Source organism: Variovorax sp. CF079 (assembly GCF_900101545.1).
GTDB lineage: Bacteria > Pseudomonadota > Gammaproteobacteria > Burkholderiales > Burkholderiaceae_C > Variovorax.
The window spans coordinates 81632-105240 of sequence record NZ_FMZU01000018.1; the positions used below are offsets into that span (position 1 = coordinate 81632).

Annotated in this window: 28 protein-coding genes; 13 read left to right on the forward strand and 15 right to left on the reverse strand. The window is 67.4% G+C overall.

Translation table 11 applies throughout. The features are described 5' to 3' along the window. Nucleotides 1-3: 3 nt before the first annotated feature. Nucleotides 4-903, reverse strand: a complete 900-nt coding sequence (gene rlmJ / locus BLS74_RS23220; RefSeq protein ID WP_093109514.1) for a 23S rRNA (adenine(2030)-N(6))-methyltransferase RlmJ — start codon at nt 901-903, stop codon at nt 4-6. 180 nt (nt 904-1083) lie between these two features. On the opposite strand from rlmJ, the gene BLS74_RS34825 reads away from it, so the two are divergent. The 5 genes from BLS74_RS34825 (at nt 1084) to erpA (ending at nt 4372) form a co-directional block, all read left to right on the forward strand. Continuing rightward, on the forward strand, nt 1084-1638 hold the full coding sequence (locus BLS74_RS34825; protein ID WP_212733688.1) for a hypothetical protein: 555 nt from the start codon (nt 1084-1086) through the stop codon (nt 1636-1638). A 53-nt stretch (nt 1639-1691) separates the two neighbouring features. After that, nucleotides 1692-2879, forward strand: coding sequence for a S1C family serine protease (locus BLS74_RS23230; RefSeq protein WP_170855688.1), 1188 nt, complete (start codon nt 1692-1694; stop codon nt 2877-2879). Nucleotides 2880-3051: 172 nt separating this feature from the next. Continuing rightward, nucleotides 3052-3483, forward strand: a complete 432-nt coding sequence (gene rplM / locus BLS74_RS23235) for a 50S ribosomal protein L13 (protein WP_028249522.1) — start codon at nt 3052-3054, stop codon at nt 3481-3483. Between the two features lie 12 nt (nt 3484-3495). Continuing rightward, complete coding sequence (rpsI, locus tag BLS74_RS23240; RefSeq protein ID WP_093109516.1) at nt 3496-3888, forward strand: 30S ribosomal protein S9; 393 nt, start codon at nt 3496-3498, stop codon at nt 3886-3888. A 118-nt stretch (nt 3889-4006) separates the two neighbouring features. After that, nucleotides 4007-4372 (forward strand): iron-sulfur cluster insertion protein ErpA, encoded by a 366-nt coding sequence (erpA, locus tag BLS74_RS23245; protein WP_019656358.1) that lies wholly within the window; start codon nt 4007-4009, stop codon nt 4370-4372. A 66-nt stretch (nt 4373-4438) separates the two neighbouring features. Here erpA and BLS74_RS23250 read toward each other — a convergent pair whose 3' ends face one another. Continuing rightward, nucleotides 4439-5554 carry an anhydro-N-acetylmuramic acid kinase gene (locus BLS74_RS23250; RefSeq protein WP_093109517.1) on the reverse strand — a complete coding sequence of 372 codons (1116 nt, stop codon included), beginning with the start codon at nt 5552-5554 and terminating at the stop codon, nt 4439-4441. Nucleotides 5555-5573: 19 nt separating this feature from the next. After that, nucleotides 5574-6923: a M23 family metallopeptidase gene (locus BLS74_RS23255; RefSeq protein WP_093109518.1), complete on the reverse strand. Its 1350-nt coding sequence runs from the start codon at nt 6921-6923 to the stop codon at nt 5574-5576. A gap of 159 nt (nt 6924-7082) precedes the next feature. On the opposite strand from BLS74_RS23255, the gene tyrS reads away from it, so the two are divergent. Then, nucleotides 7083-8315 carry a tyrosine--tRNA ligase gene (gene tyrS / locus BLS74_RS23260; protein WP_093109519.1) on the forward strand — a complete coding sequence of 411 codons (1233 nt, stop codon included), beginning with the start codon at nt 7083-7085 and terminating at the stop codon, nt 8313-8315. A gap of 45 nt (nt 8316-8360) precedes the next feature. Here tyrS and BLS74_RS23265 read toward each other — a convergent pair whose 3' ends face one another. Both BLS74_RS23265 and BLS74_RS23270 read right to left on the reverse strand, forming a co-directional pair. Next, a complete protein-coding gene (locus BLS74_RS23265) occupies nt 8361-8669 on the reverse strand; it encodes a hypothetical protein (RefSeq protein WP_212733689.1) in 309 nt (102 codons plus the stop codon). Next, nucleotides 8666-9130, reverse strand: coding sequence for a FecR family protein (locus BLS74_RS23270; protein ID WP_093109520.1), 465 nt, complete (start codon nt 9128-9130; stop codon nt 8666-8668). The genes BLS74_RS23265 and BLS74_RS23270 overlap by 4 nt, the downstream gene beginning before the upstream one ends. A gap of 93 nt (nt 9131-9223) precedes the next feature. On the opposite strand from BLS74_RS23270, the gene BLS74_RS23275 reads away from it, so the two are divergent. Both BLS74_RS23275 and dtd read left to right on the forward strand, forming a co-directional pair. Beyond that, nucleotides 9224-10180, forward strand: coding sequence for a cation diffusion facilitator family transporter (locus tag BLS74_RS23275; RefSeq protein WP_093109521.1), 957 nt, complete (start codon nt 9224-9226; stop codon nt 10178-10180). Continuing rightward, nucleotides 10177-10620 (forward strand): D-aminoacyl-tRNA deacylase, encoded by a 444-nt coding sequence (gene dtd, locus BLS74_RS23280; protein WP_093109522.1) that lies wholly within the window; start codon nt 10177-10179, stop codon nt 10618-10620. Before BLS74_RS23275 ends, dtd begins: the two co-directional genes overlap by 4 nt. 3 nt (nt 10621-10623) lie before the next feature. Here the strand turns inward: dtd and ybeY are convergent, their stop codons facing one another. Continuing rightward, nucleotides 10624-11076, reverse strand: coding sequence for an rRNA maturation RNase YbeY (gene ybeY, locus BLS74_RS23285; protein WP_093109523.1), 453 nt, complete (start codon nt 11074-11076; stop codon nt 10624-10626). A 1-nt stretch (nt 11077) separates the two neighbouring features. After that, complete coding sequence (locus BLS74_RS23290; protein ID WP_093109524.1) at nt 11078-12025, reverse strand: PhoH family protein; 948 nt, start codon at nt 12023-12025, stop codon at nt 11078-11080. A 32-nt stretch (nt 12026-12057) separates the two neighbouring features. On the opposite strand from BLS74_RS23290, the gene ruvA reads away from it, so the two are divergent. Then, on the forward strand, nt 12058-12630 hold the full coding sequence (gene ruvA, locus BLS74_RS23295; protein WP_093109525.1) for a Holliday junction branch migration protein RuvA: 573 nt from the start codon (nt 12058-12060) through the stop codon (nt 12628-12630). Nucleotides 12631-12633: 3 nt separating this feature from the next. Here the strand turns inward: ruvA and BLS74_RS23300 are convergent, their stop codons facing one another. From BLS74_RS23300 to BLS74_RS23330, 7 genes are read right to left on the reverse strand one after another with little or no spacing between them, the layout of a single operon-like run. Further along, nucleotides 12634-13212: a YdeI/OmpD-associated family protein gene (locus tag BLS74_RS23300; RefSeq protein ID WP_093109526.1), complete on the reverse strand. Its 579-nt coding sequence runs from the start codon at nt 13210-13212 to the stop codon at nt 12634-12636. After that, the gene (locus tag BLS74_RS23305) at nt 13209-14162 is read right to left on the reverse strand and encodes a phosphatidate cytidylyltransferase (RefSeq protein WP_093109527.1); all 954 of its coding nucleotides are present in this window, start codon (nt 14160-14162) and stop codon (nt 13209-13211) included. Before BLS74_RS23305 ends, BLS74_RS23300 begins: the two co-directional genes overlap by 4 nt. Then, nucleotides 14159-14848, reverse strand: coding sequence for a lysophospholipid acyltransferase family protein (locus BLS74_RS23310; RefSeq protein WP_093109528.1), 690 nt, complete (start codon nt 14846-14848; stop codon nt 14159-14161). Before BLS74_RS23310 ends, BLS74_RS23305 begins: the two co-directional genes overlap by 4 nt. 28 nt (nt 14849-14876) lie before the next feature. Further along, nucleotides 14877-15314 (reverse strand): hypothetical protein, encoded by a 438-nt coding sequence (locus BLS74_RS23315; RefSeq protein ID WP_093109529.1) that lies wholly within the window; start codon nt 15312-15314, stop codon nt 14877-14879. Next, on the reverse strand, nt 15307-16641 hold the full coding sequence (locus BLS74_RS23320; protein WP_093109530.1) for a phosphatase PAP2/dual specificity phosphatase family protein: 1335 nt from the start codon (nt 16639-16641) through the stop codon (nt 15307-15309). The genes BLS74_RS23315 and BLS74_RS23320 overlap by 8 nt, the downstream gene beginning before the upstream one ends. Continuing rightward, nucleotides 16638-18398, reverse strand: a complete 1761-nt coding sequence (locus BLS74_RS23325; RefSeq protein WP_093109531.1) for a bifunctional alpha/beta hydrolase/class I SAM-dependent methyltransferase — start codon at nt 18396-18398, stop codon at nt 16638-16640. The genes BLS74_RS23320 and BLS74_RS23325 overlap by 4 nt, the downstream gene beginning before the upstream one ends. A gap of 14 nt (nt 18399-18412) precedes the next feature. Continuing rightward, a complete protein-coding gene (locus BLS74_RS23330; protein WP_093109532.1) occupies nt 18413-19030 on the reverse strand; it encodes a CDP-alcohol phosphatidyltransferase family protein in 618 nt (205 codons plus the stop codon). Nucleotides 19031-19145: 115 nt separating this feature from the next. Here BLS74_RS23330 and ruvB point away from each other — a divergent pair, with 115 nt between their 5' ends. The 4 genes from ruvB to BLS74_RS23350 all read left to right on the forward strand — a co-directional run bounded on the left by ruvB (nt 19146) and on the right by BLS74_RS23350 (nt 23336). After that, entirely contained in the window at nt 19146-20201 is a 1056-nt protein-coding gene (gene ruvB, locus BLS74_RS23335; protein WP_093109533.1) for a Holliday junction branch migration DNA helicase RuvB, read from the forward strand. Nucleotides 20202-20213: 12 nt separating this feature from the next. Then, nucleotides 20214-21161 (forward strand): CDF family Co(II)/Ni(II) efflux transporter DmeF, encoded by a 948-nt coding sequence (gene dmeF, locus BLS74_RS23340; protein ID WP_093109534.1) that lies wholly within the window; start codon nt 20214-20216, stop codon nt 21159-21161. Nucleotides 21162-21249: 88 nt separating this feature from the next. Continuing rightward, complete coding sequence (locus tag BLS74_RS23345) at nt 21250-22128, forward strand: UDP-2,3-diacylglucosamine diphosphatase (protein WP_093109535.1); 879 nt, start codon at nt 21250-21252, stop codon at nt 22126-22128. Continuing rightward, nucleotides 22125-23336 carry a glycosyltransferase gene (locus tag BLS74_RS23350; RefSeq protein ID WP_093109536.1) on the forward strand — a complete coding sequence of 404 codons (1212 nt, stop codon included), beginning with the start codon at nt 22125-22127 and terminating at the stop codon, nt 23334-23336. The genes BLS74_RS23345 and BLS74_RS23350 overlap by 4 nt, the downstream gene beginning before the upstream one ends. Here the strand turns inward: BLS74_RS23350 and BLS74_RS23355 are convergent. Then, on the reverse strand, nt 23330-23521 hold the full coding sequence (locus BLS74_RS23355; protein ID WP_139191730.1) for a hypothetical protein: 192 nt from the start codon (nt 23519-23521) through the stop codon (nt 23330-23332). The genes BLS74_RS23350 and BLS74_RS23355 overlap by 7 nt on opposite strands. Nucleotides 23522-23609: the final 88 nt, after the last annotated feature.

The window sequence follows — 23609 nt, forward strand, 5'->3', positions numbered from 1 at the left end:
GGCTCAGCCGCCACTCTCGAGCGAGGAGGCGGCGTGGCGATCCTGGCCGAGGCGCTGCGCCATCTGCGGCAGCGCGGGCTCGAGCAGCGCCTTCAGCGTGTAGGGCGGATTGATCAGGAACATGCCGCTCGCCGGCAGGCCCGGCCGGTGCGTGGCACCCGACGCGTCGGTGACGATCTTGCTCGACTTGACCGTCAGCGTCGCATGCAGCCAGGACTTGCCGGCCTTGGTGGCCAGCGTCTTGAGCCGGCGCGGCAGGTCGTGCGCCTCGGGCCGCGGAATGATCGGATACCACACGGCATAGGTGCCGGTCGCGAAGCGCTTGAGCGCCGCGGTCACGAAATCGAGCACGCGCGCATAGTCGCTCTTGATCTCGTAGCTCGGGTCGCACAGCACCAGCGCGCGGCGCGAGGGCGGCGGCAGGAACTTGGTCGCGCTGCCGAAACCGTCGTCGCGCAGCACCGCGATCTGGCGCCCGGCCTCGAGCTGCGCGATGTTGGCGTCGAGGGTGCGCGCATCGGTCGGGTGCAGCTCGAAGAGCTTGAGCTTGTCGTGCTCGCGCAGCAGGTGGTGCGTGATGAAGGGCGAGCCGGGGTAGATGCGCGCGCCGCCCTTGGGGTTGAAGTCGCGGACCACTTCGAGGTAGCGCGCGAGCGCATCGGGCAGCGGTGCCCCGGCCGCGTCTTTCGCCTCCGAAAGGAGGCGCAGCACGCCCTCGGCGGCCTCGCCGCTGGTGCCCGCGTAGTCGCCGTCGAGCCGGTAGAGGCCGGCACCTGCGTGCGTGTCGACCACCGTCAGGGCCGCCTCTTTTTCGAGCAGGTGGTCGAGCGTGGCAATCAGCACCGTGTGCTTGAGCACGTCGGCGTGGTTGCCGGCATGGAAGGCGTGGCGGTAGCTGAACATGAGAAATAGTGCCTGGAAGATGAACGGGGGAACGCTAGACTCACGCGCCGTAACATTGAATTACAAGAGGGGTCGAGGATGCGAGGAGCAAGCTGGCGATTCTGGGGCCTGTGCGTGGGCGCAGCCGTTCTGTCTATTTTGACGGGCTGCGCCTCCGTCACGCACGGCACCACGCAGACCGTGAAGATCGAGACGCTCACCCCGGGCGGACAGACGGTCGAAGGCGCGGAATGCAGGCTTTCCAACGACAAGGGGGAGGCCCTCGGGCTGTCCGGACAGAGCGTGCCCGTGCGGCGCTCGGGTGGCAATCTTTCGATCCACTGCACGCAGGCGGGACAGGCGCCAGCCGTCGGATCGGCCGTTTCACGCGTGAATGCGGGCATGGTGGGCAACGTCCTCATCGGCGGTGCAATCGGCGCCGCGATCGATGTGGGGACCGGCTCGGGTTTCAACTATCCGAGCTGGATGCAACTCGTCTTCGGCGAGGAGCGCACCTTCGACCGCAGCACGCAGCAGGGCGACCAGCCCGTGGCGGGGGTGAGCGTGGGCACGACGACCCCGCTTGCCGCCGCCAAGCCCCCCGTGACCGGCACTGTGGTGGCGAAGAAGGATCCCGGCGGCAGCAGCGCCCAAGGCGCTCGCCCGGCGGCGCCCGAGCCGGCTGGTGCGGTTCCCGCATCCGCTGCACGGGTCTCGATGGACGACCTCAACGCCTTGCTGCCGGCCAAGCCATGACGATGGCAATGAAGAATTCGTTGCGCTGGACCTCGCTGCTCATCGCAGGCGGCTTGGCCACCAGCGGCGCGCAGGCGCTGGAACCCGACGCGCTGTTCGAAAAAGTCTCGCCCGGCGTCTGGACCGTGCGCACCTTCGATGCCCAGGAGCGCCCGCTGCGCGGCGGCAGCGCTGTGGTGGTCGCGCCCGGCCGCCTGGTCACCAATTGCCACGTACTGGCCAAGGCGAGCAGCTTCGTGATTCGGCAAGACAACGTCACCTACGGCGCGACGCTCGAATATCCGGACGTCGAGCGGGACTTGTGCCAGATCAAGGTGGCCAACTTCCGCGTGGCGCCGTTGCAGATCGCACCGGCCGGCGCGGCGCGCGTGGGACAGCGGGTGTATGCCATCGGCAGCCCGCGCGGCTTCGAGAACACCCTCGGCGAGGGGATCCTGTCGGGCCTGCGCGGTGGCGATCTTGCCGACGCCCGCCTGCTGCAGACCACAGCGCCGATCTCTCCCGGCTCGAGCGGCGGCGGGTTGTTCGACAGCGAGGGGCGCCTGGTCGGCATCACGACTTTCGGCGTGCGCGAAGCCGGCAGCCTCAACTTCGCGGTGCCGGCCGACTTCGTCGCGGAAATCCCCGCCCGGGCGCAGGCTGCGATGGCGCGCCGCGCCGAGGGCGGCGATGGCGCGATGGGCCCGCGCGGGTTGACCGATCCCCTTCGTCCCGGCAATGCGCTCGAATATGTACGCACGGACCGACTGACCGGAAACCGTGCTTCGGTCGTCTACCGGCTGGATCGCATCACGGACGACGAACTGTTCTTCAACATGGGCGGCCGGATCGAGAAGGCGGACGGACGGGTTGTGACAGTCGCTTCTCCGGCCGGCGGGTACTTCGATTCGTCTTCGCCGCCGGGCGGATGGGGTCGCAAGGACATCAAGCCAGGCATGCGCTGGCACCTAGACTATGTCGCGACCACGGGCGAGAAGTGGCGGCACGAACTGGATGCCGTCGTCGTCGGCGAACGATCGATGCGCGTGGACGGAACGGAAGTCCGGGCCGTCCAGATCGCGTACACGGGATGGATCTATGCCTCGTACGGCACCGGCGCCTCCCTGGTCGGGACGCCGTTCGAGGCCACAGCCTGGTACGCCCGCGAGCTGGGCCGCGTCGTGCGCTTCGAGGCTCAGCATCGGCGCGGCAATTCGAGCAGCACGAGCGAATCGATCGAACTCGTTCGCGTGATTCGCTAGGGCGCCGGGGCCCCGGATTTGCCCGGCTGGATCGATTCTTCGTATAATCGTTGGCTTCGCAGCGCTTTTGTGGCCCCGCGGCGAAGCTTCAAAACCCCACCTAAGAGATTCCCGCCAGAGGAACGCCGACCGTGGAAAAGGGCCCGCCAAACCTTCCTTTGCAGGAAAACTCATGACCAAAACGTTCAGCGCCAAGCCCGCTGACGTGACGCACGAGTGGTTTGTGATTGACGCGACCGACAAGGTCCTCGGACGAGTAGCCAGCGAAGTTGCTCTCCGTTTGCGCGGCAAACACAAGGCCATTTACACGCCTCACGTCGATACCGGTGACTTCATCGTCATCATCAACGCAGCCCAGCTGCGCGTCACCGGCGCCAAGCCGCTTGACAAGGTGTACTACCGCCACTCGGGCTACCCGGGCGGCATCACGGCCACCAACTTCCGCGACATGCAAGCCAAGCATCCGGGCCGCGCCCTGGAAAAGGCCGTCAAGGGCATGCTGCCCAAGGGCCCGCTCGGCTACGCAATGATCAAGAAACTCAAGGTGTACGGCGGCGCAGAGCACCCGCATACCGCCCAACAGCCCAAAGTGCTGGAACTGTAAGGAGCCTTGAGAATGATTGGTGAATGGAACAATGGCACCGGCCGTCGCAAATCGAGCGTCGCCCGCGTGTTTCTGAAAAAAGGCACCGGCAAGATCACGGTCAACGGCAAAGACATCCAGGATTTCTTTGGCCGCGAAACGTCGATCATGATCGCCAAGCAACCGCTCTTCTTGACCAACAACGTCGAAACCTTCGACATCATGGTCAACGTGGCGGGCGGCGGCGAATCGGGCCAGGCAGGCGCGACGCGCCACGGCATCACCCGTGCGCTGATCGACTACGACGCGACGCTCAAGCCGGTGTTGAGCCAGGCCGGCTTCGTGACGCGCGATGCGCGTGAAGTCGAGCGCAAGAAGGTCGGTCTGCATTCCGCACGCCGCCGCAAGCAGTTCTCGAAGCGCTGATCGCCTTTTGGGCTTATCGCTCGCACTGTCAAAGAGCCGCCTTCGGGCGGCTTTTTGCTGATTGCAGTAGCATCACTCTCATTGGCCGCACGTTCGGCCTCCACAGGAGTTCTCCCACATGAGTGCCGTTGCCGAAAACATCCAGACCCAGATGCCCGAGCCGATCATCTTCACGGACAGTGCGGCCGCCAAGGTGGCTGACCTGATCGCAGAAGAGGGCAACCCCGACCTCAAGCTGCGCGTGTTCGTGCAGGGCGGCGGCTGCTCCGGCTTCCAGTACGGTTTCACCTTCGATGAAATCACCAACGAGGACGACACGACCATGACCAAGAACGGCGTGTCGCTCCTGATCGACGCCATGAGCTACCAGTACCTGGTCGGTGCCGAGATCGACTACAAGGAAGATCTGCAGGGCGCCCAGTTCGTGATCAAGAACCCGAACGCCACCAGCACCTGCGGCTGCGGATCGAGCTTCTCGGCCTGATGCAGTAACCCTCCGCCAAAGAGCCGCCTTCGGGCGGCTTTTTGCTGCCCGAGGTTTTCCAGGCCTTCAGGCCGGGTAGATGGCGCCGAGCACGCGTGCGCCGCGGGCGCCGGTCACGCTGGCGAGGTTGCCCGATTCGCCGCGCATCGTGCTGCGCGCCAGCCAGGCAAAGGCCGCAGCCTCGACCTGCTGGGGCGGCAGGCCGCGGTCGGCGGAGGAGACCACCTTCACGGTGGGCAGCAGCGCCTGCAGGCGGGCCAGGAGGTGGTGATTGAGCGCGCCCCCACCGCAGACGATCAGCAGCTCGCTGCCGGCGCCATGGCGCTGCAGATCCGCGGCGCAGACCGTAGCGGTCAGCTCGGCCAGGGTCGCCTGCACGTCGGCCGGCGCGGCCGCCGAGGTGCCCAGATGCGAGGCCAGCCAGGTCGGGTTGAACAGGTCCCGCCCGGTACTCTTGGGCGGCGCCTTGGCGAAGTAGGCGTCGGACCGAAGACGCGAGAGCAGGTCGGGCAGCACCCGGCCGCTGGCAGCCCACTGGCCGGCATGGTCGAAGGGCTGGCCGTTGTGGCTCTGGCACCAGTGGTCGAGCAGCGCGTTGCCCGGCCCGCAATCGAAGCCGAGCACCGTGCCGCTGCCGGCCGGCAGCAGGCTCAGATTGGAGATTCCGCCGATGTTCAGCACGGCGACGGCCTGGTCGTCGCGCGCGAACAGCGCCCGATGAAAAGCGGGCACCAGCGGCGCGCCCTGGCCACCGGCTGCGAGGTCGCGGCTGCGGAAATCGGCCACCACCCGGATGCCCGTGAGCTCCGCGATCAGCGAGGGATTGTTGATCTGCAACGTGTAGCCGACGTCGTCGAACTCGCCCGGCCGGTGGCGCACCGTCTGGCCGTGTGCACCGATGGCCGTCACGGCCTCGGCGGCGGTGCCGGTATCGGCCAGCAGCTGTTGCACCACGCTCGCGTAAATCCTTGCGAGCTCATTGCCGGCCAGTGCGGCTCGGTGCAATTCGTTGTCGCCGCCCAGCGCATTGAGCGCCTCCAGCTCGGCGCGCAGAGAAACGGGAAAGCTGGCGGTGGCGTGTGCCCGCACTGCGATGCGTCCTTCCGAAAAGTCGGCCAGGACGCCGTCGACACCGTCGAGCGAAGTGCCGGACATCAGGCCGATGAAGAGCTCTTCAGCCATCGCCGGGAGCGAAAAACGCCTAGTCTGCGCTGGCCTGGACGACCGAGAAGGCGGCAGCCAGTTCCGTGCGCGTAGCGCCGGCAAGGCGCTCGAAGGCCGGCCGCGCCGCCGCGGTGATCGGCACGCCGCCATCCTGCTGGGCGATGGTGGCCGGATCCTGGTATTCGCCATTCACCCGGAACTCAAAGTGCAGGTGCGGACCGGTGGCCCAGCCGGTGGAGCCGACCGCGCCAACGGTCTGGCCCTGGCTCAGGCTCTGGCCGACCTTGACGTCGATGCGGCTCAGATGCGCATAGGCCGTCTGCTGGTGGTTGCGGTGATTCACGATCACGATGTTGCCGTAGCCGCTCTGCGTGCCTGCGAATTCCACCGTGCCGTCGCCCACGCTGCGCACGGTCGTCCCGGTGGGCGCGGCATAGTCGATGCCGTTGTGCTGGCGCCAGCTGTTGAGAATGGGGTGCATGCGCATCGCGAAGCCGCTCGACACGCGAGAGAACTCGACCGGCGAGTTCAGGTACGCGCGACGCAGGCTCTCGCCGTTGGGACGGTAGTAACCGCCCTTTTGCCCGGGCTCCTGGAACCACAATGCCTGGTGCAGCTTGCCGTTGCTCTCGAACTCGGCCGACAGCACACGGCCGCTGCGCAGCGTCTGCCCGTCGGCATCGAAGGTTTCGTAGACGACGGCGAAGCGGTCGCCCTTGCGCAGCGAGCGGAAATCGACGTCGCCCGAGAAGATGTCGGCCAGCTGGCTCGCCACGGAATCGGGGATGCGTGCATCGTCGGTGGCCGCAAAGAGCGAGCTGCGAACGATGCCGCTGGCCAGCCGGCTGCCCGGGGTCAGGGCGTCGGTTTCGGTGCGCACGCGATAGCCGGCGCCGATCTTTTCGACCACCAGGCGCTTGAAGCCGCCGTCGCCGTCGGGAATCCAGCGGGCGCTGAGTTTTTGCAAGGTGTTTTCTTGCGTGGCCTCGGCGGTCACGGTGCGGCCGACGCGGCTGAACAGGGCCATGCGAGCCTCGGCATTGCCGCGCACGAAGGCGGCTGCTGCGGCGTCGTCGATGCCCAGTCGGCGCAGCAGCGCTTCGGCCGTGTCGCTCGAACGGGTGATTTCGGTACGGAACAGCGTGAAACCGTGGGTATCGAGCGCTTCCACCTGGTCGGCGAAGGAGCGTGGGGTGACGGCTTCGAACACTTGCTTGACGGGCAGCTCGGACGCATCGGGGCCGAGCGATGCAACGGCGAAGGCACCGCCGCCGGCGGACAGCAGCAGCGCGGCGATGGCCGCCGTGATCTGCCTCGGGTACGTCCGGAATGTATAGGCCACGCGGGAAGCAAGCGCCTCCTCGGCGGCAAGAATGCCGTTGATCAAACTTCGAATTCCAGCTCAGGTTCAGCAAATCCGCGCTGCAAAGACCGTGTCGGACGGGCGGCAGGACGGTGCGGAAAAAAAAGCGCCGCTTAGAATCCGGCGCTTGAAAAGTCGGGCTGAGTATAGCTTCGGCCATAGTCAAATCAGCCAAAAAGCGCCATGAACCCCGATTTTGTTACAACCGCAAGCCTGTCCGATGGTGTAGGACGCGCCCTTGAAGTTTCACTTCGTGGGGTCGACGAATTGCTGCCCCAGGATGAGTGGGTGAGGAAGCTCCAGCGCGCCGAGGCGACCGGCAAGCCGTTGCGGATCAAGCTGGGCCTGGACCCGACGGCGCCCGACATCCATATCGGCCACACGGTGGTGCTCAACAAGATGCGCCAGCTGCAGGACCTCGGCCACACCGTGATCTTCCTGATCGGCGACTTCACCACCACCATCGGCGACCCCTCCGGCCGCAACAGCACCCGGCCGCCGCTCACGCGCGAGCAGATCGAGGCCAACGCCCAGACCTACTACCGGCAGGCCAGCTTGGTGCTGGACCCCTCGAAGACCGAAATTCGTTACAACTCCGAGTGGAGCGACCCGCTGGGTGCGCGCGGGATGATCCAGCTGGCGGCCAAGTACACCGTGGCGCGGATGATGGAGCGCGACGACTTCAGCAAGCGCTTCAAAGCCGGCCAGTCGATCTCGGTGCATGAGTTCCTCTATCCGCTGATGCAGGGCTACGACTCGGTGGCGCTCAAGTCCGACCTCGAACTGGGCGGCACCGACCAGAAGTTCAATCTACTGGTCGGCAGACATCTCCAACAAGAATACGGCCAAGAGCCGCAGTGCATACTCACTATGCCGCTGCTGGAGGGGCTCGATGGCGTCGAGAAGATGTCGAAGAGCAAGAACAACTACATCGGCATCAGCGAGGACGCCAACACCATGTTCGCCAAGGTGCTGTCGATCTCGGACACGCTGATGTGGCGCTGGTACACCTTGCTGAGCTTCCGCTCGCTGGCCGAGATCGCGGCGCTCAAGGCCGAGGTCGAGGGCGGCCGCAATCCGAAGGATGCCAAGGTCGCGCTCGCCAAGGAGATCACGGCGCGCTTCCACAGCCAGGCGGCGGCCGAGGCGGCCGAGCAGGATTTCATCAACCGCAGCAAGGGCGGCGTGCCGGACGAGATTCCGGAGGTGGCGCTCTCGGGCGCGCCGCTGGGCATCGCCCAGGTGCTCAAGCAGGCGGGGCTGGCGGCCTCGACCTCCGAAGGCAACCGGCTCATCGATGGCGGCGGCGTGCGGGTCGATTCGAGCGTGGTGAGCGACAAGGGACTCAAGCTGGCGGCGGGCAGCTATGTCGTGCAAGTCGGCAAGCGCAAATTCGCGCGCGTCAGCTTGAGCTGAGCCGGAGCCTGCTCTTCAGCGCACTGGGGACCTGAAATACGCCGTTTAGTGCGGGACCGGGGGTGGCAGCAGCTCGAAGAGCAACTTGTGTTCGGCTTGCACCCGGGCCGGATCGGCCTGATCGACCACCGGCGCGCCACGCGTGGCGGTCGTGGCGCGCTGATAAGGTTTCGAGAGCGTCTCTTCGAAGTCATTGTTGCTGCGCACGACCAGGGCCGACGAGCTGCCGTCGGCTTGCGGCAACAACACAACCCGCGTGGACGAAGACGAGGGTGATGTGCTGGAGCAGGCCGCCAGCAGCGTAGCCGACAGGACGGCAACGACAAGCCCGGAGAAAAGGCGAGACGTGTTCACTGCTGCGCGTCCGCCTGCACGATGAAGTCCGTGCCGCGGATGCCGATGGTGGCGGTCTGCGTCTCGATCCGCACGGCGTCGGGCTGGGTCTTGCCGATCAGGCCGGTCACCATGCGCAGCGATCCGCGGAGCAGCGAAACCAGCAAGCCGCCGTCGCGCGTGGCCGGATCGAAATGGAACTGCTTGAGGTCGAGCCGCGATGAGGGCCCCACCACCATCGTCGTGCCGTCGCGCAGCACCAGGCTGGCGGCCGAGTCGGCCTCGGTGACGATGCGGTCGATCGGTGCGATAGCGTCGCCGGCGTGCGCCGGACGCGCGGTGCCGTCGGTGTTGAGAAGCTGAACGCTGCCGCGCACCGACTTCAGGATGCCGGCATGCTCCGCGGCCAGCGCCTGGGCCAGAGCGCCGGCGCTGGCGAGCAGAAGCAGACCGCACAAGCTCATGGCCAAGCGTTTCTTCATGAGCACTCCTGTCCGGGTTTCTTGTTCCTGCACATGGTAAGCGAGGGCGAGCACCGCGGCCGTGCCACGATAATTCGCCACCTTTCTGCGGCGATGTCTCGTTTTCCCTTGTCCACCACCGACCGTTCTTCGTCTCCGGCCGCGTTGAGCCCGCAGTTGCTGCTGCGCGCCTCGATCGCCGTCGCGCTGATCACGATCGTGCTCAAGGGTGCGGCCGGCTGGCTGACGAACTCCATGGGCCTGATCTCGGACGCCATGGAGTCCTTCGTGAACCTGGCCAGCGCGATGTTCGCGCTCGCGATGGTCACGATCGCCGCGCGGCCGGCCGACGAAGACCATCCCTATGGCCATCACAAGGCCGAATATTTCTCGTCGGGCTTCGAAGGCATCCTGATCATCGGCGCGGCCATCGCTATCCTCTGGGCGGCGGTGCTGCGGCTGCTCTCGCCCGAGCCGTTGGACAAGCTGGGCTGGGGCCTGGCGCTGTCGATCCTCAGTTCGGGCTTCAATGCCGCATTGGCTTTCGCGCTGTTTCGCGCGGCGCGCGTGCACCGCTCCATCGCACTGGAGGCCGATGGGAGGCACCTGCTGGCCGATGTCTGGACCTCGGCCGCGGTCGTGATCGGCATCGCCGCGGTCGGCCTCACGGGCTGGCTCTGGCTCGATCCGCTGCTCGCGATCGGCGTGGCGCTGAACATCGCGCGCGAAGGGGTGAAACTGGTGTGGCGTTCGTCGCAGGGGCTGATGGACGAGGCGCTCGACCCCGCGTCGCAGGCGCTGCTGCACGCCACGCTGGAAAGCTTTGCCGCCAGCGTGCCCGAGGGCGCGCAGCTTCGCTTCGACGACATCGCGACGCGCCGTGCCGGCCAGCGCCGCTTTGCCGACCTGCACATGCACGTGCCCGGCGACTGGTCGCTCGAGCGCGCAGCGGCCTTGCGCGATGCGCTCGAGCAGGCGCTGATGGACGCGGTGCCCGGCCTGCGCGTGACCATCCAGCTGCTGCCGCTGGGCATGGAAGCGCGCGCCACGCAGATCGAGGACGACGCATGAAGGCGCTGCTCCAGCGCGTGGCCGAAGCGCGCGTCGACATCGGCGGCCGCACCGTCGGCGCCATCGATGCAGGCCTGCTCGTGCTGCTCTGCGCGGAGCGCGGCGACGGCGATGCCTTGGCCGATCGCCTGCTCGCGAAGATCCTGAAGCTGCGCATCTTCTCGGACGAGGCCGGCAAGATGAACCGCAGCGTGCAGGACATCGGCGGCGGCCTGCTGGTGGTGAGCCAGTTCACGCTGGCGGCCGATGTGAGCGGCGGCAACCGCCCGAGCTTCACGCAGGCGGCGCCGCCCGACGAGGGGCGCCGGCTCTACGAGTACTTCGTGGCCCGGGCGCGCGACGCGCATCCGGTGGTGGCCACCGGCGAGTTCGGCGCCGACATGCAGGTGCGGCTGGTGAACGACGGGCCGGTCACGATTCCGCTGCAGATATCGCCGTGAGCTTCAGTAGGGGTTCTTGATGCCGAGCCGCGCGAGGATCTCGATCTCTCGCGCCTCCATCGCCTCGGCGTCGGCCTCACCAGTCTCGTGGTCCCAGCCCTGCGCATGCAGCGTGCCGTGCACCAGCAGGTGCGCATAGTGCGCGGCCAGTGTCTTGCGCTGTTCCTTCGCTTCACGCGCAACCACCGGCGCGCAGAGCACCAGATCCGCCATCACGACCGGGCTTTGTGCATAGTCGAAGGTCAGCACGTTGGTCGCGTAGTCCTTGCCGCGGAATTCGCGGTTGAGCTGCTGGCCTTCCTCGGCATCGACGATGCGCACGGTGATCTCGCCGTCGGCATCGAGCGCATGGCGGATCCAGCGCGCGACCTGGTGGCGCGGCAGCGCGGCGCGGTGGCGCGCCGCGTCGCGAAAGCGCGCGAACTGCAGCGACAGCGACAAGGCGGCGAGCGCCATCTCAGCGGCTCGCAGCGCGCTTGCGCGCACCGTCGTAGGCATCGACGATCCGCGCCACCAGTGGATGCCGCACCACGTCGGCGCTGGTGAAGTGCGTGATGGCAATGCCGTTGACGCGCCTGAGCACGCGTTCGGCATCGATCAGGCCACTCAGTTGCTCCTTGGGCAGGTCGATCTGGCTCACGTCACCGGTCACCACCGCCTTGGCGCCGAAGCCGATGCGCGTCAGGAACATCTTCATCTGCTCGGGCGTGGTGTTCTGCGCCTCGTCGAGGATCACGAAGGCATTGTTGAGCGTGCGGCCGCGCATGAAGGCAAGCGGCGCGATCTCCAGCGTGTTGCGCTCGAAGGCCTTCTGCACGCGATCGAAACCCATCAGGTCGTAGAGCGCGTCGTACAAGGGCCGCAGGTAGGGGTCGACCTTCTGCGTGAGGTCGCCGGGCAAAAAACCGAGCCGTTCGCCGGCTTCCACCGCGGGGCGCGTGAGCACGATGCGCTGCACGGCGCTGCGCTCCAGCGCATCGACCGCGCAAGCCACGGCGAGGTAGGTCTTGCCGGTGCCGGCGGGGCCGATGCCGATCGTGATGTCGTGGTTGGCGATGTTGTCGAGGTAGACGCTCTGGTTGGGCGTGCGCGCACGCAGGTCGGTGCGGCGCGTGGCCAGCGTCACCGCGCCGTCGTCGGCCTCGGTCATCGAGCTGTCGCCCGCCACCGTGAGCTGCACCACCGCCGCATCGATCGGGCGCTGGGCGATCTCGTAGAGCGCCTGCAGCACGTCCATCGCGCGCTGTGCGTTGAGCTTGGGCCCCTCGATCTTGAACTGCTCGTGCCGGTGCGCGATCTTGACGTTGAGCGCCTCCTCGATACGCCGCAGGTGCGCGTCGAGCGGCCCGCAGAGGTGCCCCAGGCGCGTGTTGTTGGGCGGGGCGAAGGTGTGTCGCAGAATCACGCGGATTTCATTTCAAAGCGAGAAGGGCACACATGATAGGCAAACTCACCGGCATCCTGGCCGAACGCAATCCGCCGCAGGTGGTGGTGGACTGCAACGGCGTTGGCTACGAGGTCGACGTGCCGATGAGCACCTTCTACAACCTGCCTTCCACCGGCGAACGCGTTTCGCTGCTCACGCATTTCGTGGTGCGCGAGGATGCGCAGGTGCTCTACGGCTTCGGCAGCGCCGACGAGCGCGCCACTTTTCGCCAGCTCATCAAGATCTCGGGTGTCGGACCGCGCATGGCGCTGGGCGTGCTGTCCGGCCTCAGCGTCGCCGAGCTCGCGCAGGCCATCACCCTGCAGGACGCGGGGCGGCTGGTGAAGATTCCCGGCATCGGCAAGAAGACCGCCGAGCGGCTCTTGCTCGAACTCAAGGGCAAGCTGGGCGCCGACATCGGCGCGCCTGCGCATGCGGCGACCGATGCGCAGGCCGACATCCTGCAAGCGCTGGTCGCGCTGGGCTACAGCGACAAGGAGGCCGCCGCCTCGCTCAAGGCCTTGCCGAAGGATGTGGCGGTGGGCGAAGGAATCAAGCTGGCGCTGAAGGCGCTGGCGAAGTAGCGTTCAGGCGTGGATCTTCTCGTGGCGCGCCAGCATCGCCACGAACTGCGCGAGTCGGCGTTCGCGCGTCTCTGCTTTCTTGGCAGTCTGTAGGCGCCACAGAATTGCATAGCGGTTGGCGGCATCCAGCGTCTCGAAGAAGGCGGCCGCGTGGCGATCGGCGTCGAGCGCGGCCTTCAGATCGGGCGGGATGGCGGACGTGCGTGCGCCGTCGTAGGCCGCTTCCCAGCGACCGTCCTTCTTCGCCCGATCGATCTGCGCCTTGCCGGCCGGCCGCATGCGCTTCTCCTTCACCAGCGTCATGGCCTTGTCGCGATTGATCTTCGACCAGACGCTCCTGGCCGACCTCGGCGTGAAGCGCTGCAGCCAGAAGCTGTCGTCATCGGCCTTCTTCCGGCCATCGATCCAACCCTGGCAAAGCGCTTCCTCGACCGCTTCGGCATAGCTCACCGAGCGCTCGCTGCTGTCCTTCTTCGCGAGGCGCAGCCACACGCCCGCCGATGTGGCGTGATGGGTGGCGAGCCACTTCTTCCATTGCGCCGCAGTCTCGAAAAATAGTGACGCCTCTTCGGATGCCGTCATGGAACCCACCAGTAGCGCAGTGCGTGGAAGTAGATCGGCGCCGCGAAGATCACCGAGTCGAGCCGGTCGAGCATGCCGCCGTGCCCTTCGATCATCGTGCCCCAGTCCTTGACGCCGCGGTCGCGCTTGATGGCCGACATCACCAGGCCGCCGAAGAAGCCCATCACGCAGATGGTCAGCGCCATCAGCGCCGCCTGCCAGGCATTGAAGGGCGTGGCCCAGTAGAGCGCGGCGCCCAGCGCGGTGGCGCTGGCCACGCCGCCGATCAGGCCTTCCCAGGTTTTCGACGGCGAGAGCTCGGGCGCCACCTTGCGCCGGCCGAAGAGCTTGCCCCAGACGTACTGCAGAACGTCGCTGCCCTGCACCACGATCACGAGAAAGGCGATCAACAGCAGGTTGCGGCCTTCGAAGCCAGGGATCTGCAAGGTCAGCAGCGCCGGCACGTGGCTGATGCAGAACACGCAGACCATCAGCCCCCACTGCACCTTGGACGTGCGCTCGAGGAAGCGCTTGGTGTCGCCGCCGACCGCGGCGAGGATCGGCAGCACCAGGAAGGCGTAGACCGGGATGAAGATCGAGTAGAGCCCGTACCACTCGATCCAGATCAGGAAGTACTGCACCGGCAGCGCGACGAAGAAGGCGAGCGCGATCGCATGGTGGTCGCCGCGCCGCGTATAGGCCAGGCTCATGAATTCGCGCAGCGCGTAGAACGAGATCAGGTAGAACAGCAGGATCACGCCGCCCTTGCCGAACGCGAAAGCGATGCCGATCACCGCGACCATCACCCACCATGCGTTGACGCGCGAGTTCAGGTTGTCGATCACCGAATGGGGCTGGCCCTGCGCCACGCGCCATTTGAGCAGCGCGCCGATGGCCGAGGCGAGGATCAGCACGCCGGCGACGCCGCCGAAGAGCGTGAGCGTGGTCTCGGTGGAGGCAGAGATGTTCATGATGGCGAGATCTCTTCCGCGCGGTCGTACTCGGGCCGCAGATCGAGCATCGCCGCGCGCGCCCGCGCGATGAACGCGTTCTTGTCTTCGTCTTCGGCCAGGCTGATCGGCGTGCCGTAGCGCACGCTGCAGGCGAGCGGAATCGGCACCAGCGTGCCCTTGGGCAGCACGCGCTTGAGGTTTTCGATCCAAACCGGCACCAGCCGCACCTGAGGACAGGCGCGGGCCAGGTGGTAGAGCCCGCTCTTGAGCGGCAGCAGCACCTCCTCGCCGATGTTGCGCGTGCCTTCGGGAAACATGATCAGCGAGTCGCCCGAGCGCAGCGCCTCGGTCATCTGGTCGACCGGGTTGGCCGCTTCGCCGCCGGCGGCGCTGCCGTCGCGGCGGATCATCAATGCGTTGAACACGTCGCGGCCGATGAAGCGGCGCAGCGGCGAGGCGTCCCAGTAATCCTGCCCGGCCACCGGCCGTGTGAGCGCGCGCAGGTCCGGCGGCAGCGTGGCCCACAGCAGCACGAAGTCGCCATGGCTGGTGTGGTTGGCGAAGTAGAGCGTCTGCTCGGCCTTCGGGCTGGTGCCGGCCCAGATGGCGCGCACGCCGGTCAGGAGCTTGGCGAAGACGACGATCAGCCAGGCCGAGACGACGGCCGCCGCCTTGCGCAGCCCGCCCGATTCGGAAGAACTCATGACAACTCCTCGGGATTCATGCGTGGCCTCAGCGCCAGTCCTGCATCGCGAGCGCCATCGCGAAGACGATGGTCTGCGCGATGACCGCGATGCCGTGGCGCTGCACCAGTTGGCGAGTGCCGAGCACGCGATCGGTCAGCGGGCGCGAGCCGTCGCCACCGCGCCGCAGGCCGAGCTGTTCGAGCGCGCGGTCCATCGAGGGCAGCGACGCGATCGTCGCTGTCGCGAGCCCGTCGAACAGGGTTGCGTCGAACCGCAGGCGCAGCGCGAGGTAGCGCTCCGGCAGTCCGATCAACGCGACGGCCGCGTAGGCGATCCAGGCGGCCGAGCCCAGCGAGCGCCCCGTCAGAGCCAGCACCAGACCAGAGATGAAGGAAAGGGCAAGGCCCCAAAAGGCGAGCGCGTCGCTGGCGCGCAGCAATCCGGCCGTGGCCGTGCACAGTGCGCGGTCGTTGTCGTCATTCATCGCGTGTCTTTCCCGAGGTGGCCAGTTGATCGAGCGCGGCGAGCCAGGCCGGGCGCAGCACGATCTGCGGGCGCGCGCGGCGCACCGCATCGTGCGCGAGCGCCATGGTGCCGGCGGCGCCGTGAACGCCGAGCCAGCCGATCACCGAGGCCGCGCTGCGCGAGAAGCCGAGCGCGCAGCAGACCCACACCGCCTGACCGCTGCGGCGCTGGCCCTCGATGACGGCGACGGCGCGTTGCAGCCGCAGTGCCGTCGGTACCGTGAGATCGAGCATCGGCACGCAGCGCGCGCCGGGCACCGGCAGCGTCTGCAGTTCGGCACAGAGGCTCAGAAGCCGCGGCCGTCCCGCGGCCTCCCACTCGGCGCGCGTCGGCAGGCGGCCGAGGCGCAGGCCGGGCGCCACTTCGACCGAGGCGGGCAGCCGCCGTGTCCAGAGCCACGCGTTGACGACGGCGCCCAGGCGGTAGGGCGCGAACAGCCAGCGCGCGGCCCAGTGCATGCGGCCGTGGTGGTCCATTTGGAAGCCGTGCGCGTCCAGGCCTGCGTAGTTCAGCGCCACCAGCGCGAGCGACAAGGCCGGCCACATCAGCCAGAGCGCGGCACCGCGCAGGCCGAGCGCCGCGGCGAAGAAGAGCAGCGCACCCGCCGCGTAGAAGCCGGCCAGCTTCCAGCGTTGCGGGCCGCGCGCGAGCCGCCAGGCGCGCGGCATCGCCAGCACGCGTTCGAGCGGCCAGAGCCAGACGCAGACCAGGCCCAGCAGCGCACCGGTCGGGATGTCGATGAAGTGGTGCTGCCAGGTGGTGAGCACCGAGGCGCAGATCGCAAAGGCCCAGACATGCAGCAGTGCGCGCGCCCAGCGCGTATGGATCAGGCGCCGGTACCAGTCCCACAGGATCACCGCCAGCGCGATGTGCAGCGAGGGCGCCTGGTTGAAGGGCTGATCGAAGCCGCGCAGCGCGTCGAACAGGAAGGCCGGTGCGCCCTCGACCGCCGGCTGCCCGAAGCTGAAGCGCAGCGGCCAGAGGATGAAGCAGCTGACCGCAAGAACCTGCGCTGTCAGCAGCCGCGCTGCATGTCGATCCAGCGTATGGCGGTCGCTCGCGAGAAAGAGCGACAGCGCATAGAAGGCATTGATGGTCCAGTACGGAAAGATGGTCCAGGGCCAGAAGGGCACGCCCCGCTCCCACTCGAACACCAGCACCGGCACGTGCGCGCGTGTTGCGGCCCACCAGTTGGCGAAGCCGTAGGTGGCATAGAACAGCGGACCGAGCAGCGCCAGCCAGGCGGCGGCGCGCTTCCAGGGCCGTGGTCCGCGCGAGGGTTTCATGGACCGGTGCGTACGGCCAGCGAGACCGTGAAGATGCCCCATTCGTCGATGCGCTGGTCGATCTTGCGAAAGCCTGCCGCTTCGACCAGCTGGTCCATCTCGGCCTGCGTGCGGCGTCGCATGACCCAGGCATCGCCCTGGCGGTGGCTGGTGAGGGCGCGCGCGATCATCTCCAGTTGGGGGTGCCATGGCTGGCCTGTGTAGACCAGGTAGCCGCCGTCTTCCACCGCGTCGCCGACGCCGGCCAGCGAGCGGCTCACCATCTCGTTGTCGGGGAAGAGTTCGTAGAGGCCCGAGACCACCGCCAGCGTGGGCCGCGGCACCACGCTCGCGAGACCCAGGCGGTCGAAGGCATCGGCCTGGACGAACTGCGCGACATCTTCCAGGCCCTTCTCGGCGATCAGCGCGCGGCCGTCGTGCACGTTGATGTCGCTGTAGTCGCGCAAGAGGATCGAGCCGGCCTTGACCGGACTGGCCTGCACCGCGTCGAGCACGTAGCGGCCGTGGCCGGCGGCAATGTCCATCAGGCGCACTTCGCGGTGCTGCTCGGCCAGTCGTTCCATCGCTTCGCGGAGCAGCTCTTCGACATGGACCTTGCGCTGCCGGATGCCGCGCCAGCCGATGGAATTCAAGTAGGTTCTGTCGATGGAGCGACCGATCGGCCCGGCGCCTCGGGGCTCGTTGCGGTAGACATAGTCGAGCGTGCTGCCCGAATCGAAACCCGTCTCGTGCCCCAGCTTCACGCCGCGCGACAGCAGGCCGCCGAAGCGCAGGCTTCCACGGGTGATCGCCCAGTAGGCTCTGCGCGGCGACAGGGCGGGCAGCGGCTCGGCGAGCGCGCGCGATTCATCGGCGGTCTCGCCGCTCAGGTGGGCCGAGCGCAGGTCGACGGGTTGCGGCGCCTCGTCGAACAGGCGCAGGATGAATTCGCGGATCGCCTGCACCGCGGGCGCGCGGTCTTTCTCGCCCAGCGTGTCGTGGAAGAAGCCGGGCAATTCCAACTTGGTCTTGATCGCGCTACCGAGCCGATCGAAGAACAGGTGCTGCGGCTTGTGATGCACCACCCAGTCGGCGCCGGAGATCAGCAGATGCACGGGCAGCGTGATCGCATTGGCATCCGCCACCACGCGATCGGCCGCCTCGTAAAGGCCCAGCAGGATGTTGACCGCGATCGGCCGCGAGATCAGCGGATCGCTTTCGTAGCTCGCGATGCGTTCGGGGTCGTGCGTGAGGAACTTCGCCTTCACGTAGCTGTTGACGAAGAACAGCCCGCGCAGCTTGTGCATGAGCCCGAGGCCGGCCCGCGCGAAGGGGACGTAAAGCTTGACCTTGAAGGCCGGCGAAGCCAGCGTGAGCCCGCGCACCCGGGGCGCATAGTCGTGCGCCCAGGTCGCGACCAGCACCGCGCCCACGCTCTGCGCGATCACGTGGATGTCCTCGGGCGGCACGCCATGCGCGCTGGCGATGTGCTGGACGAAGGTCTGCACGTCGCGCACCGAGGTCGCGAAGCTCGGGCTGTAGCCGCGCTGGCCCGGGGACTTGCCGTGGCCGCGCGCATCCCAGGCGAAGAAATCGAAGTCCGGCAGATCGAGCTCGTCGACCAAATGCGCCATGCGTGCGCCGTGCTCGTGGCCGCGGTGGAACAGCACGATGGCGCCGCGCCGCGCGCTGCCCGTCGCCGGCCAGTGCCGGTAAAACAGCGACACGTCGTCGTGGGTGCTGAAGTGGTGTTCGTGTGGCACGCGGGCGTCGGTCATTCGGATTTCTCGTCTCAGGTGCGGGTTGCGGCGCCGGCTTCGGCCAGCGCGCGGCGGATGCGGTTGACGATGGTCCAGGCCACCAGCACCGCGACGATCGGCATGAGCCATGCACTCCATGCCGGCAGCGGGCCGCCGAGCGCGATGTAGAGGCCGAGCGCACCGAACACGAAGGCCCGGTCGCTCTTGCCGAGCGGACCGTCGTAGCGGCGCGAGGCGCCCACCGTCGGGCCCAGCGCGCCGGTGAACTCGCTCAAGCCCGCCAGCACGATCACGACGCCGACCCAGAAGGGGCTGAACGGTGCGACCAGCGCGAAGGGCAGGTAGAGCGCCGCATCGGAGAGCACGTCGGTCAGCTCGTTGAGAAAGGCGCCGAGCGCGCTCTGCTGGTTGTGCTCGCGCGCCAGCATGCCGTCGATCGCGTTGAAGGCCATGCGCAGGAACATCCAGAGCGGGATCAGCGCGAAGGCGGCCGGAGAGGGCGCGGCGAAGAAGAGCCAGAGGCCGAGCGCGACCGAGATCGCGCAGGCCGCCACGGTGACCTGGTTGGCCGTGACGCCCATGGCGTGCAGGCGCACGACCAGCGGCCGCAGCAGGGCCTGGAATCGCGGCTTCAGTTCGTAGATCGACACGCTTCTCGTACCCTCCTCGGTCGCGCATTCTGCACGAGGCATCCGTCTCGGAGGCCCCGGTGCTGCACTCGGATGGCCGTTCGGCCGACTAAACTGTTCCTTCAGCCTACCGCCCATGACCATCCAGACCGACGATTTCGCTCCGGCCCCGCAACGCGTGGTCTCCGCCGCGCCCGCCTCGCCCAACGAAGAGGCGATCGAGCGCGCCCTGCGGCCCAAGTTGCTCGACGAGTACGTCGGCCAGGCCAAGGTGCGCGAGCAGCTCGAGATCTTCATCGGCGCCGCCCGCCACCGCGCCGAGGCGCTCGACCACGTGCTGCTCTTCGGCCCGCCGGGCCTCGGCAAGACCACGCTCTCTCACATCATCGCGGCCGAGCTCGGCGTGAACCTGCGCCAGACCTCGGGCCCGGTGCTCGAGAAGCCCAAGGATCTGGCGGCGCTCCTCACCAACCTCGAGCGCAACGACGTGCTCTTCATCGACGAGATTCACCGCCTCTCGCCGGTGGTCGAGGAAATCCTCTACCCGGCGCTGGAGGACTACCAGATCGACATCATGATCGGCGAGGGCCCGGCGGCGCGCAGCATCAAGCTCGACCTGCAGCCCTTCACGCTGGTCGGCGCCACCACGCGCGCCGGCATGCTGACCAATCCGCTGCGCGATCGCTTCGGCATCGTCGCGCGGCTGGAGTTCTACACGGCCGAGGAACTGGCGCGCATCGTGCGCCGCAGCGCCGGTTTGCTGGCCGTGCCGATGGACGAGGCCGGCGGCCTCGAGATCGCACGCCGCTCGCGCGGCACGCCGCGCATCGCCAACCGCCTGCTGCGCCGCGTGCGCGACTATGCGCAGGTCAAGGGCGACGGGCGCATCACCGAAGACCTGGCCCACAAGGCGCTGGCCATGCTCGATGTCGACCCGCAGGGCTTCGACCTGATGGACCGCAAGCTGCTGGAGGCCGTCATCCACCGCTTCGACGGCGGTCCGGTCGGGCTGGACAACATCGCGGCCAGCATCGGCGAGGAGGCCGGCACCATCGAGGACGTGATCGAGCCCTACCTGATCCAGCAGGGCTACCTGCAGCGCACGCCGCGCGGGCGCATCGCCACGCTGGCCGCGTACCGGCATCTGGGCGTCGCGGCGCCGCAGCGCGACGGCGACATGTTCGGCAACTGAGGGTCTTTTTTCATGCATACGCACGATCTCAGCGGGTGGCAGCACGAACACCGATTCCAGGGCGACAGCCATGCCGCCGAACGCAGCACGCGGCTCGTGATGTGGATCACGGCCGCCGCCATGCTGCTGGAAATCGGCGCCGGCTGGTGGTTCAACTCGATGGCGCTCTTGGCCGATGGCTGGCACATGAGTTCGCACGCCGTGGCCATCGGGCTCAGCGCCTTCGCCTATGCGGCGGCGCGGCGCTATGCCGGCGACCGGCGCTTCGCCTTCGGTACCTGGAAGATCGAAGTGCTGGGTGGCTTTGCGAGCGCGCTGTTCCTGCTCGGCGTCGCGGTGCTGATGGTGGTGGGTTCGCTCGAGCGGCTGTGGTCGCCCGTTGCGATCCACTACAAGGAAGCGATCGTCGTGGCCGTGCTGGGGCTGCTGGTCAACCTGCTTTGCGCGCGGCTGCTCGGTGGTGGTGGTGCGCATCACCACCACGACCACGCCCATCACGACCACGCGCACGATCACGGCCATGACCTGAACCTGCGCTCCGCCTACCTGCACGTCGTGGCCGACGCCGCGACCTCGGTGCTCGCCATCGTCGCGCTCGCCGGCGGCTGGCTCTACGGCTGGGCCTGGCTCGATCCGCTGATGGGCATCGTCGGTGCCGTGCTGGTCGCGAGCTGGGCGCGGGGATTGCTTGTCGAAACCGGCAAGGTGCTGCTCGACCGCGAGATGGACCATCCGGTGGTCGACGAGATCCGCGAGGGCGTGGAGCAGGGCTTGGCGGATTCGGAAACGCGCGTGGCCGATCTGCACGTGTGGCGCGTCGGCCAGGGCGCCTATGCGTGCGCATTGAGCGTTGTCACGCATTCGTCAACGCTGACGCCCGATGACGTTCGTGCGACCTTTTCGATGCACGAAGAAATCAGGCACTCGACCATCGAGATTCACCGCTGCGCGGCCGGATGACAGCGCCGCCGTGGCGCATTTGCACTGTCATTGAAGCTTCACCGCGTCGCCACGGCGCCGTCATCCGCGCTGGCGACGATGACGACCCATGCAACGCGATGACGCTTTTCTTAGTGCATGGCGCAACACGGCCGACCTGTCCTCCTCCGCGGAAGACGAGGAAGTCACGCGTCCTCCCCAACGCTATCGCACCCTCTGGATTTCCGACCTGCACCTGGGCACGCCCGGCTGCCAGGCGAAGGCGCTGCTCGACTTCCTGAAGCACACCGAGTGCGAGACCCTGTTCCTGGTCGGCGACATCATCGACGGCTGGCAGCTGCGCCGCCACTGGTACTGGCCGCAGCCGCACAACGATGTGATCCAGAAGCTGCTGCGCAAGGCGCGCAAGGGCACGCGCGTGATCTTCATTCCGGGCAACCACGACGAGTTCGCGCGCAAGTACCTGCATCACAACTTCGGCGGCATCGACGTGGCCGACGAATGGATCCACGAGACGGCTGACGGCCGCAAGCTCTGGATCATGCACGGCGACCTGTTCGATGGCGTGATCCAGTGCGCGAAGTGGCTGGCCCACGTGGGAGACTCGCTCTACGAGTTCACGCTCAAGCTGAACCGGTATCTCAACTCGCTGCGTGCGCGCCTGGGGTTGCCTTACTGGTCGCTGTCCAAGTACCTGAAGCAGAAGGTCAAGCGCGCGGTCAGCTATGTCGGCGACTTCGAGAACGCGGTGGCGCGCGAGGCCCGCAAGCGCGGCGTGCAGGGCGTGGTCTGCGGGCACATCCACCATGCCGTGCTGCGCGACATCGATGGCATCCTCTACGCCAACGACGGCGACTGGGTCGAGAGCCTCACGGCGCTGGCCGAGCATGCCGACGGCAGGCTCGAAATCCTGCGCTGGGCAGAGCACATGCCGGTCGCGACCCGGGCCGGGCGGGCCGCTTCCCGGCGCGAGCCGGCGCACGCATGACGCGCGCGCCATCGACTTCCTCGCGCCACCCGGCCCAGCGAACCGTCGACCTCGTCTACTTCGACGCCGGCGGCGGGCACCGTGCCTCCGCGTTGGCGCTCGAGGCGGCCATCCAGCGCGAGGGCTTGCCCTGGACCGTGCGCCTGGTCAATCTGCGCGAAGTGCTGGATCCGAAGGACAGCTTTCGCAAGCTGACCGGCATGGACCCGGAGGACGTCTACAACAAGCGGCTCGCGCGCGGCTGGACGATCGGGCTGGCGCACGAGCTCAAGGTGCTGCAGGCCGTGATTCGCTGGGCCAAGCCGAAGCTGGTGCGCCCGCTGCAGCAGCACTGGCTGGCGACCGAGCCGGACATGGTGGTGTCGTTGATTCCGAACTTCAACCGGCCGCTCTACGAGTCGGTCGCCTCGGCGCTGCCGGGCGTGCCCTACGTGACGGTGCTGACCGATCTGGCCGATCACCCGCCGCACTTCTGGATCGAGAAAGGGCAGGACCAGCATTTCGTCTGCGGCTCGGAACGCGCCGTGCAGCAGGCACGTGAAGCGGGCTACACGGATGATCGCATCCATGCGACCTCGGGAATGATGATCCGTTCGGCCTTCTACGAGACAGAGTCCGTCGATCGGGCTGCCGAGCGCCGCCGCCTGGGGCTGGACCCCGATCGCCCAACCGGCCTGGTGCTCTTCGGCGGGCAAGGCTCCAAGGCCATGCTCGGCATCGCGAAGCGCCTGCCCGACACCCAGCTCATCCTGGCCTGCGGCCACAACGAAGCGCTCGCCAAAGCGTTGCGCGCACAACCGGCGCGCGCGCCGCGGCTGGTGCTGGGTTTCACGCCCGACGTCGCCCGCTACATGCAACTGGCCGACTTCTTCATCGGCAAGCCCGGCCCGGGCAGTGTCAGCGAGGCGGTGCAACTGCATCTGCCGGTGATCGTGGTGTGCAACAGCTGGACCTTGCCGCAGGAGCGCTACAACGCCCAATGGGTGCGCGAGCATGGGGTAGGCCTGGTATGCGCGAGCTATGCCAAGGTGCCCGGCGCGGTGGACGAACTGGTCCGCGATCTGGACAACTACCGCACCGCGACCCACAAGATGCACAACCGCGCAGTGTTCGAGCTGCCGGGAATCCTGCAGGGCATCCTGACACGCGCCGAAGCACTCGCCGGCGGTGAAGAATCGATCTCGGGGCTGGCGCTCGGCGCTCAGTGACCGAGCAGGCGCCGGAGCGCCTCGACCACCGCCGCACCCAATGCCACGGCGCACGCGAAGCCGGCCCACGTCGGGACGCGGCGAACCGGCTCGTGCGTCAGATGCGCCCGGTTGAGCGGCGCAAGGGAGGAGTAGTCGGACTCGTCCTCTGGCTCGTCTGGAGCATCATTGCCACGGAGTTTCATGTAGCACATTATGGCTACAGGCGAGCGCGATGTGCGTGAGAAAAGTAGTACTTGTTGCTGACTTTTTGTGCTGAACACTAGAGCTTTG

Bases quoted from the DNA above. Each gene is read 5' to 3' on its own strand.
- dmeF (WP_093109534.1), top strand. From the start codon at position 20,214: ATGCATACGCACGATCTCAGCGGGTGGCAGCACGAACACCGATTCCAG.
- BLS74_RS23250 (WP_093109517.1), bottom strand. From the start codon at position 5,554: ATGGCTGAAGAGCTCTTCATCGGCCTGATGTCCGGCACTTCGCTCGAC.
- rlmJ (WP_093109514.1), bottom strand. From the start codon at position 903: ATGTTCAGCTACCGCCACGCCTTCCATGCCGGCAACCACGCCGACGTG.
- BLS74_RS23300 (WP_093109526.1), bottom strand. From the start codon at position 13,212: ATGACGGCATCCGAAGAGGCGTCACTATTTTTCGAGACTGCGGCGCAA.
- BLS74_RS23325 (WP_093109531.1), bottom strand. From the start codon at position 18,398: ATGACCGACGCCCGCGTGCCACACGAACACCACTTCAGCACCCACGAC.
- BLS74_RS23310 (WP_093109528.1), bottom strand. From the start codon at position 14,848: ATGAGTTCTTCCGAATCGGGCGGGCTGCGCAAGGCGGCGGCCGTCGTC.
- BLS74_RS23270 (WP_093109520.1), bottom strand. From the start codon at position 9,130: ATGAAGAAACGCTTGGCCATGAGCTTGTGCGGTCTGCTTCTGCTCGCC.
- BLS74_RS23355 (WP_139191730.1), bottom strand. From the start codon at position 23,521: ATGAAACTCCGTGGCAATGATGCTCCAGACGAGCCAGAGGACGAGTCC.
- BLS74_RS23320 (WP_093109530.1), bottom strand. From the start codon at position 16,641: ATGAAACCCTCGCGCGGACCACGGCCCTGGAAGCGCGCCGCCGCCTGG.
- rplM (WP_028249522.1), top strand. From the start codon at position 3,052: ATGACCAAAACGTTCAGCGCCAAGCCCGCTGACGTGACGCACGAGTGG.
- BLS74_RS23315 (WP_093109529.1), bottom strand. From the start codon at position 15,314: ATGAATGACGACAACGACCGCGCACTGTGCACGGCCACGGCCGGATTG.
- ruvA (WP_093109525.1), top strand. From the start codon at position 12,058: ATGATAGGCAAACTCACCGGCATCCTGGCCGAACGCAATCCGCCGCAG.
- dtd (WP_093109522.1), top strand. From the start codon at position 10,177: ATGAAGGCGCTGCTCCAGCGCGTGGCCGAAGCGCGCGTCGACATCGGC.
- rpsI (WP_093109516.1), top strand. From the start codon at position 3,496: ATGATTGGTGAATGGAACAATGGCACCGGCCGTCGCAAATCGAGCGTC.
- erpA (WP_019656358.1), top strand. From the start codon at position 4,007: ATGAGTGCCGTTGCCGAAAACATCCAGACCCAGATGCCCGAGCCGATC.
- tyrS (WP_093109519.1), top strand. From the start codon at position 7,083: ATGAACCCCGATTTTGTTACAACCGCAAGCCTGTCCGATGGTGTAGGA.
- BLS74_RS23275 (WP_093109521.1), top strand. From the start codon at position 9,224: ATGTCTCGTTTTCCCTTGTCCACCACCGACCGTTCTTCGTCTCCGGCC.
- ruvB (WP_093109533.1), top strand. From the start codon at position 19,146: ATGACCATCCAGACCGACGATTTCGCTCCGGCCCCGCAACGCGTGGTC.
- BLS74_RS23350 (WP_093109536.1), top strand. From the start codon at position 22,125: ATGACGCGCGCGCCATCGACTTCCTCGCGCCACCCGGCCCAGCGAACC.
- ybeY (WP_093109523.1), bottom strand. From the start codon at position 11,076: ATGGCGCTCGCCGCCTTGTCGCTGTCGCTGCAGTTCGCGCGCTTTCGC.
- BLS74_RS23305 (WP_093109527.1), bottom strand. From the start codon at position 14,162: ATGAACATCTCTGCCTCCACCGAGACCACGCTCACGCTCTTCGGCGGC.
- BLS74_RS23345 (WP_093109535.1), top strand. From the start codon at position 21,250: ATGCAACGCGATGACGCTTTTCTTAGTGCATGGCGCAACACGGCCGAC.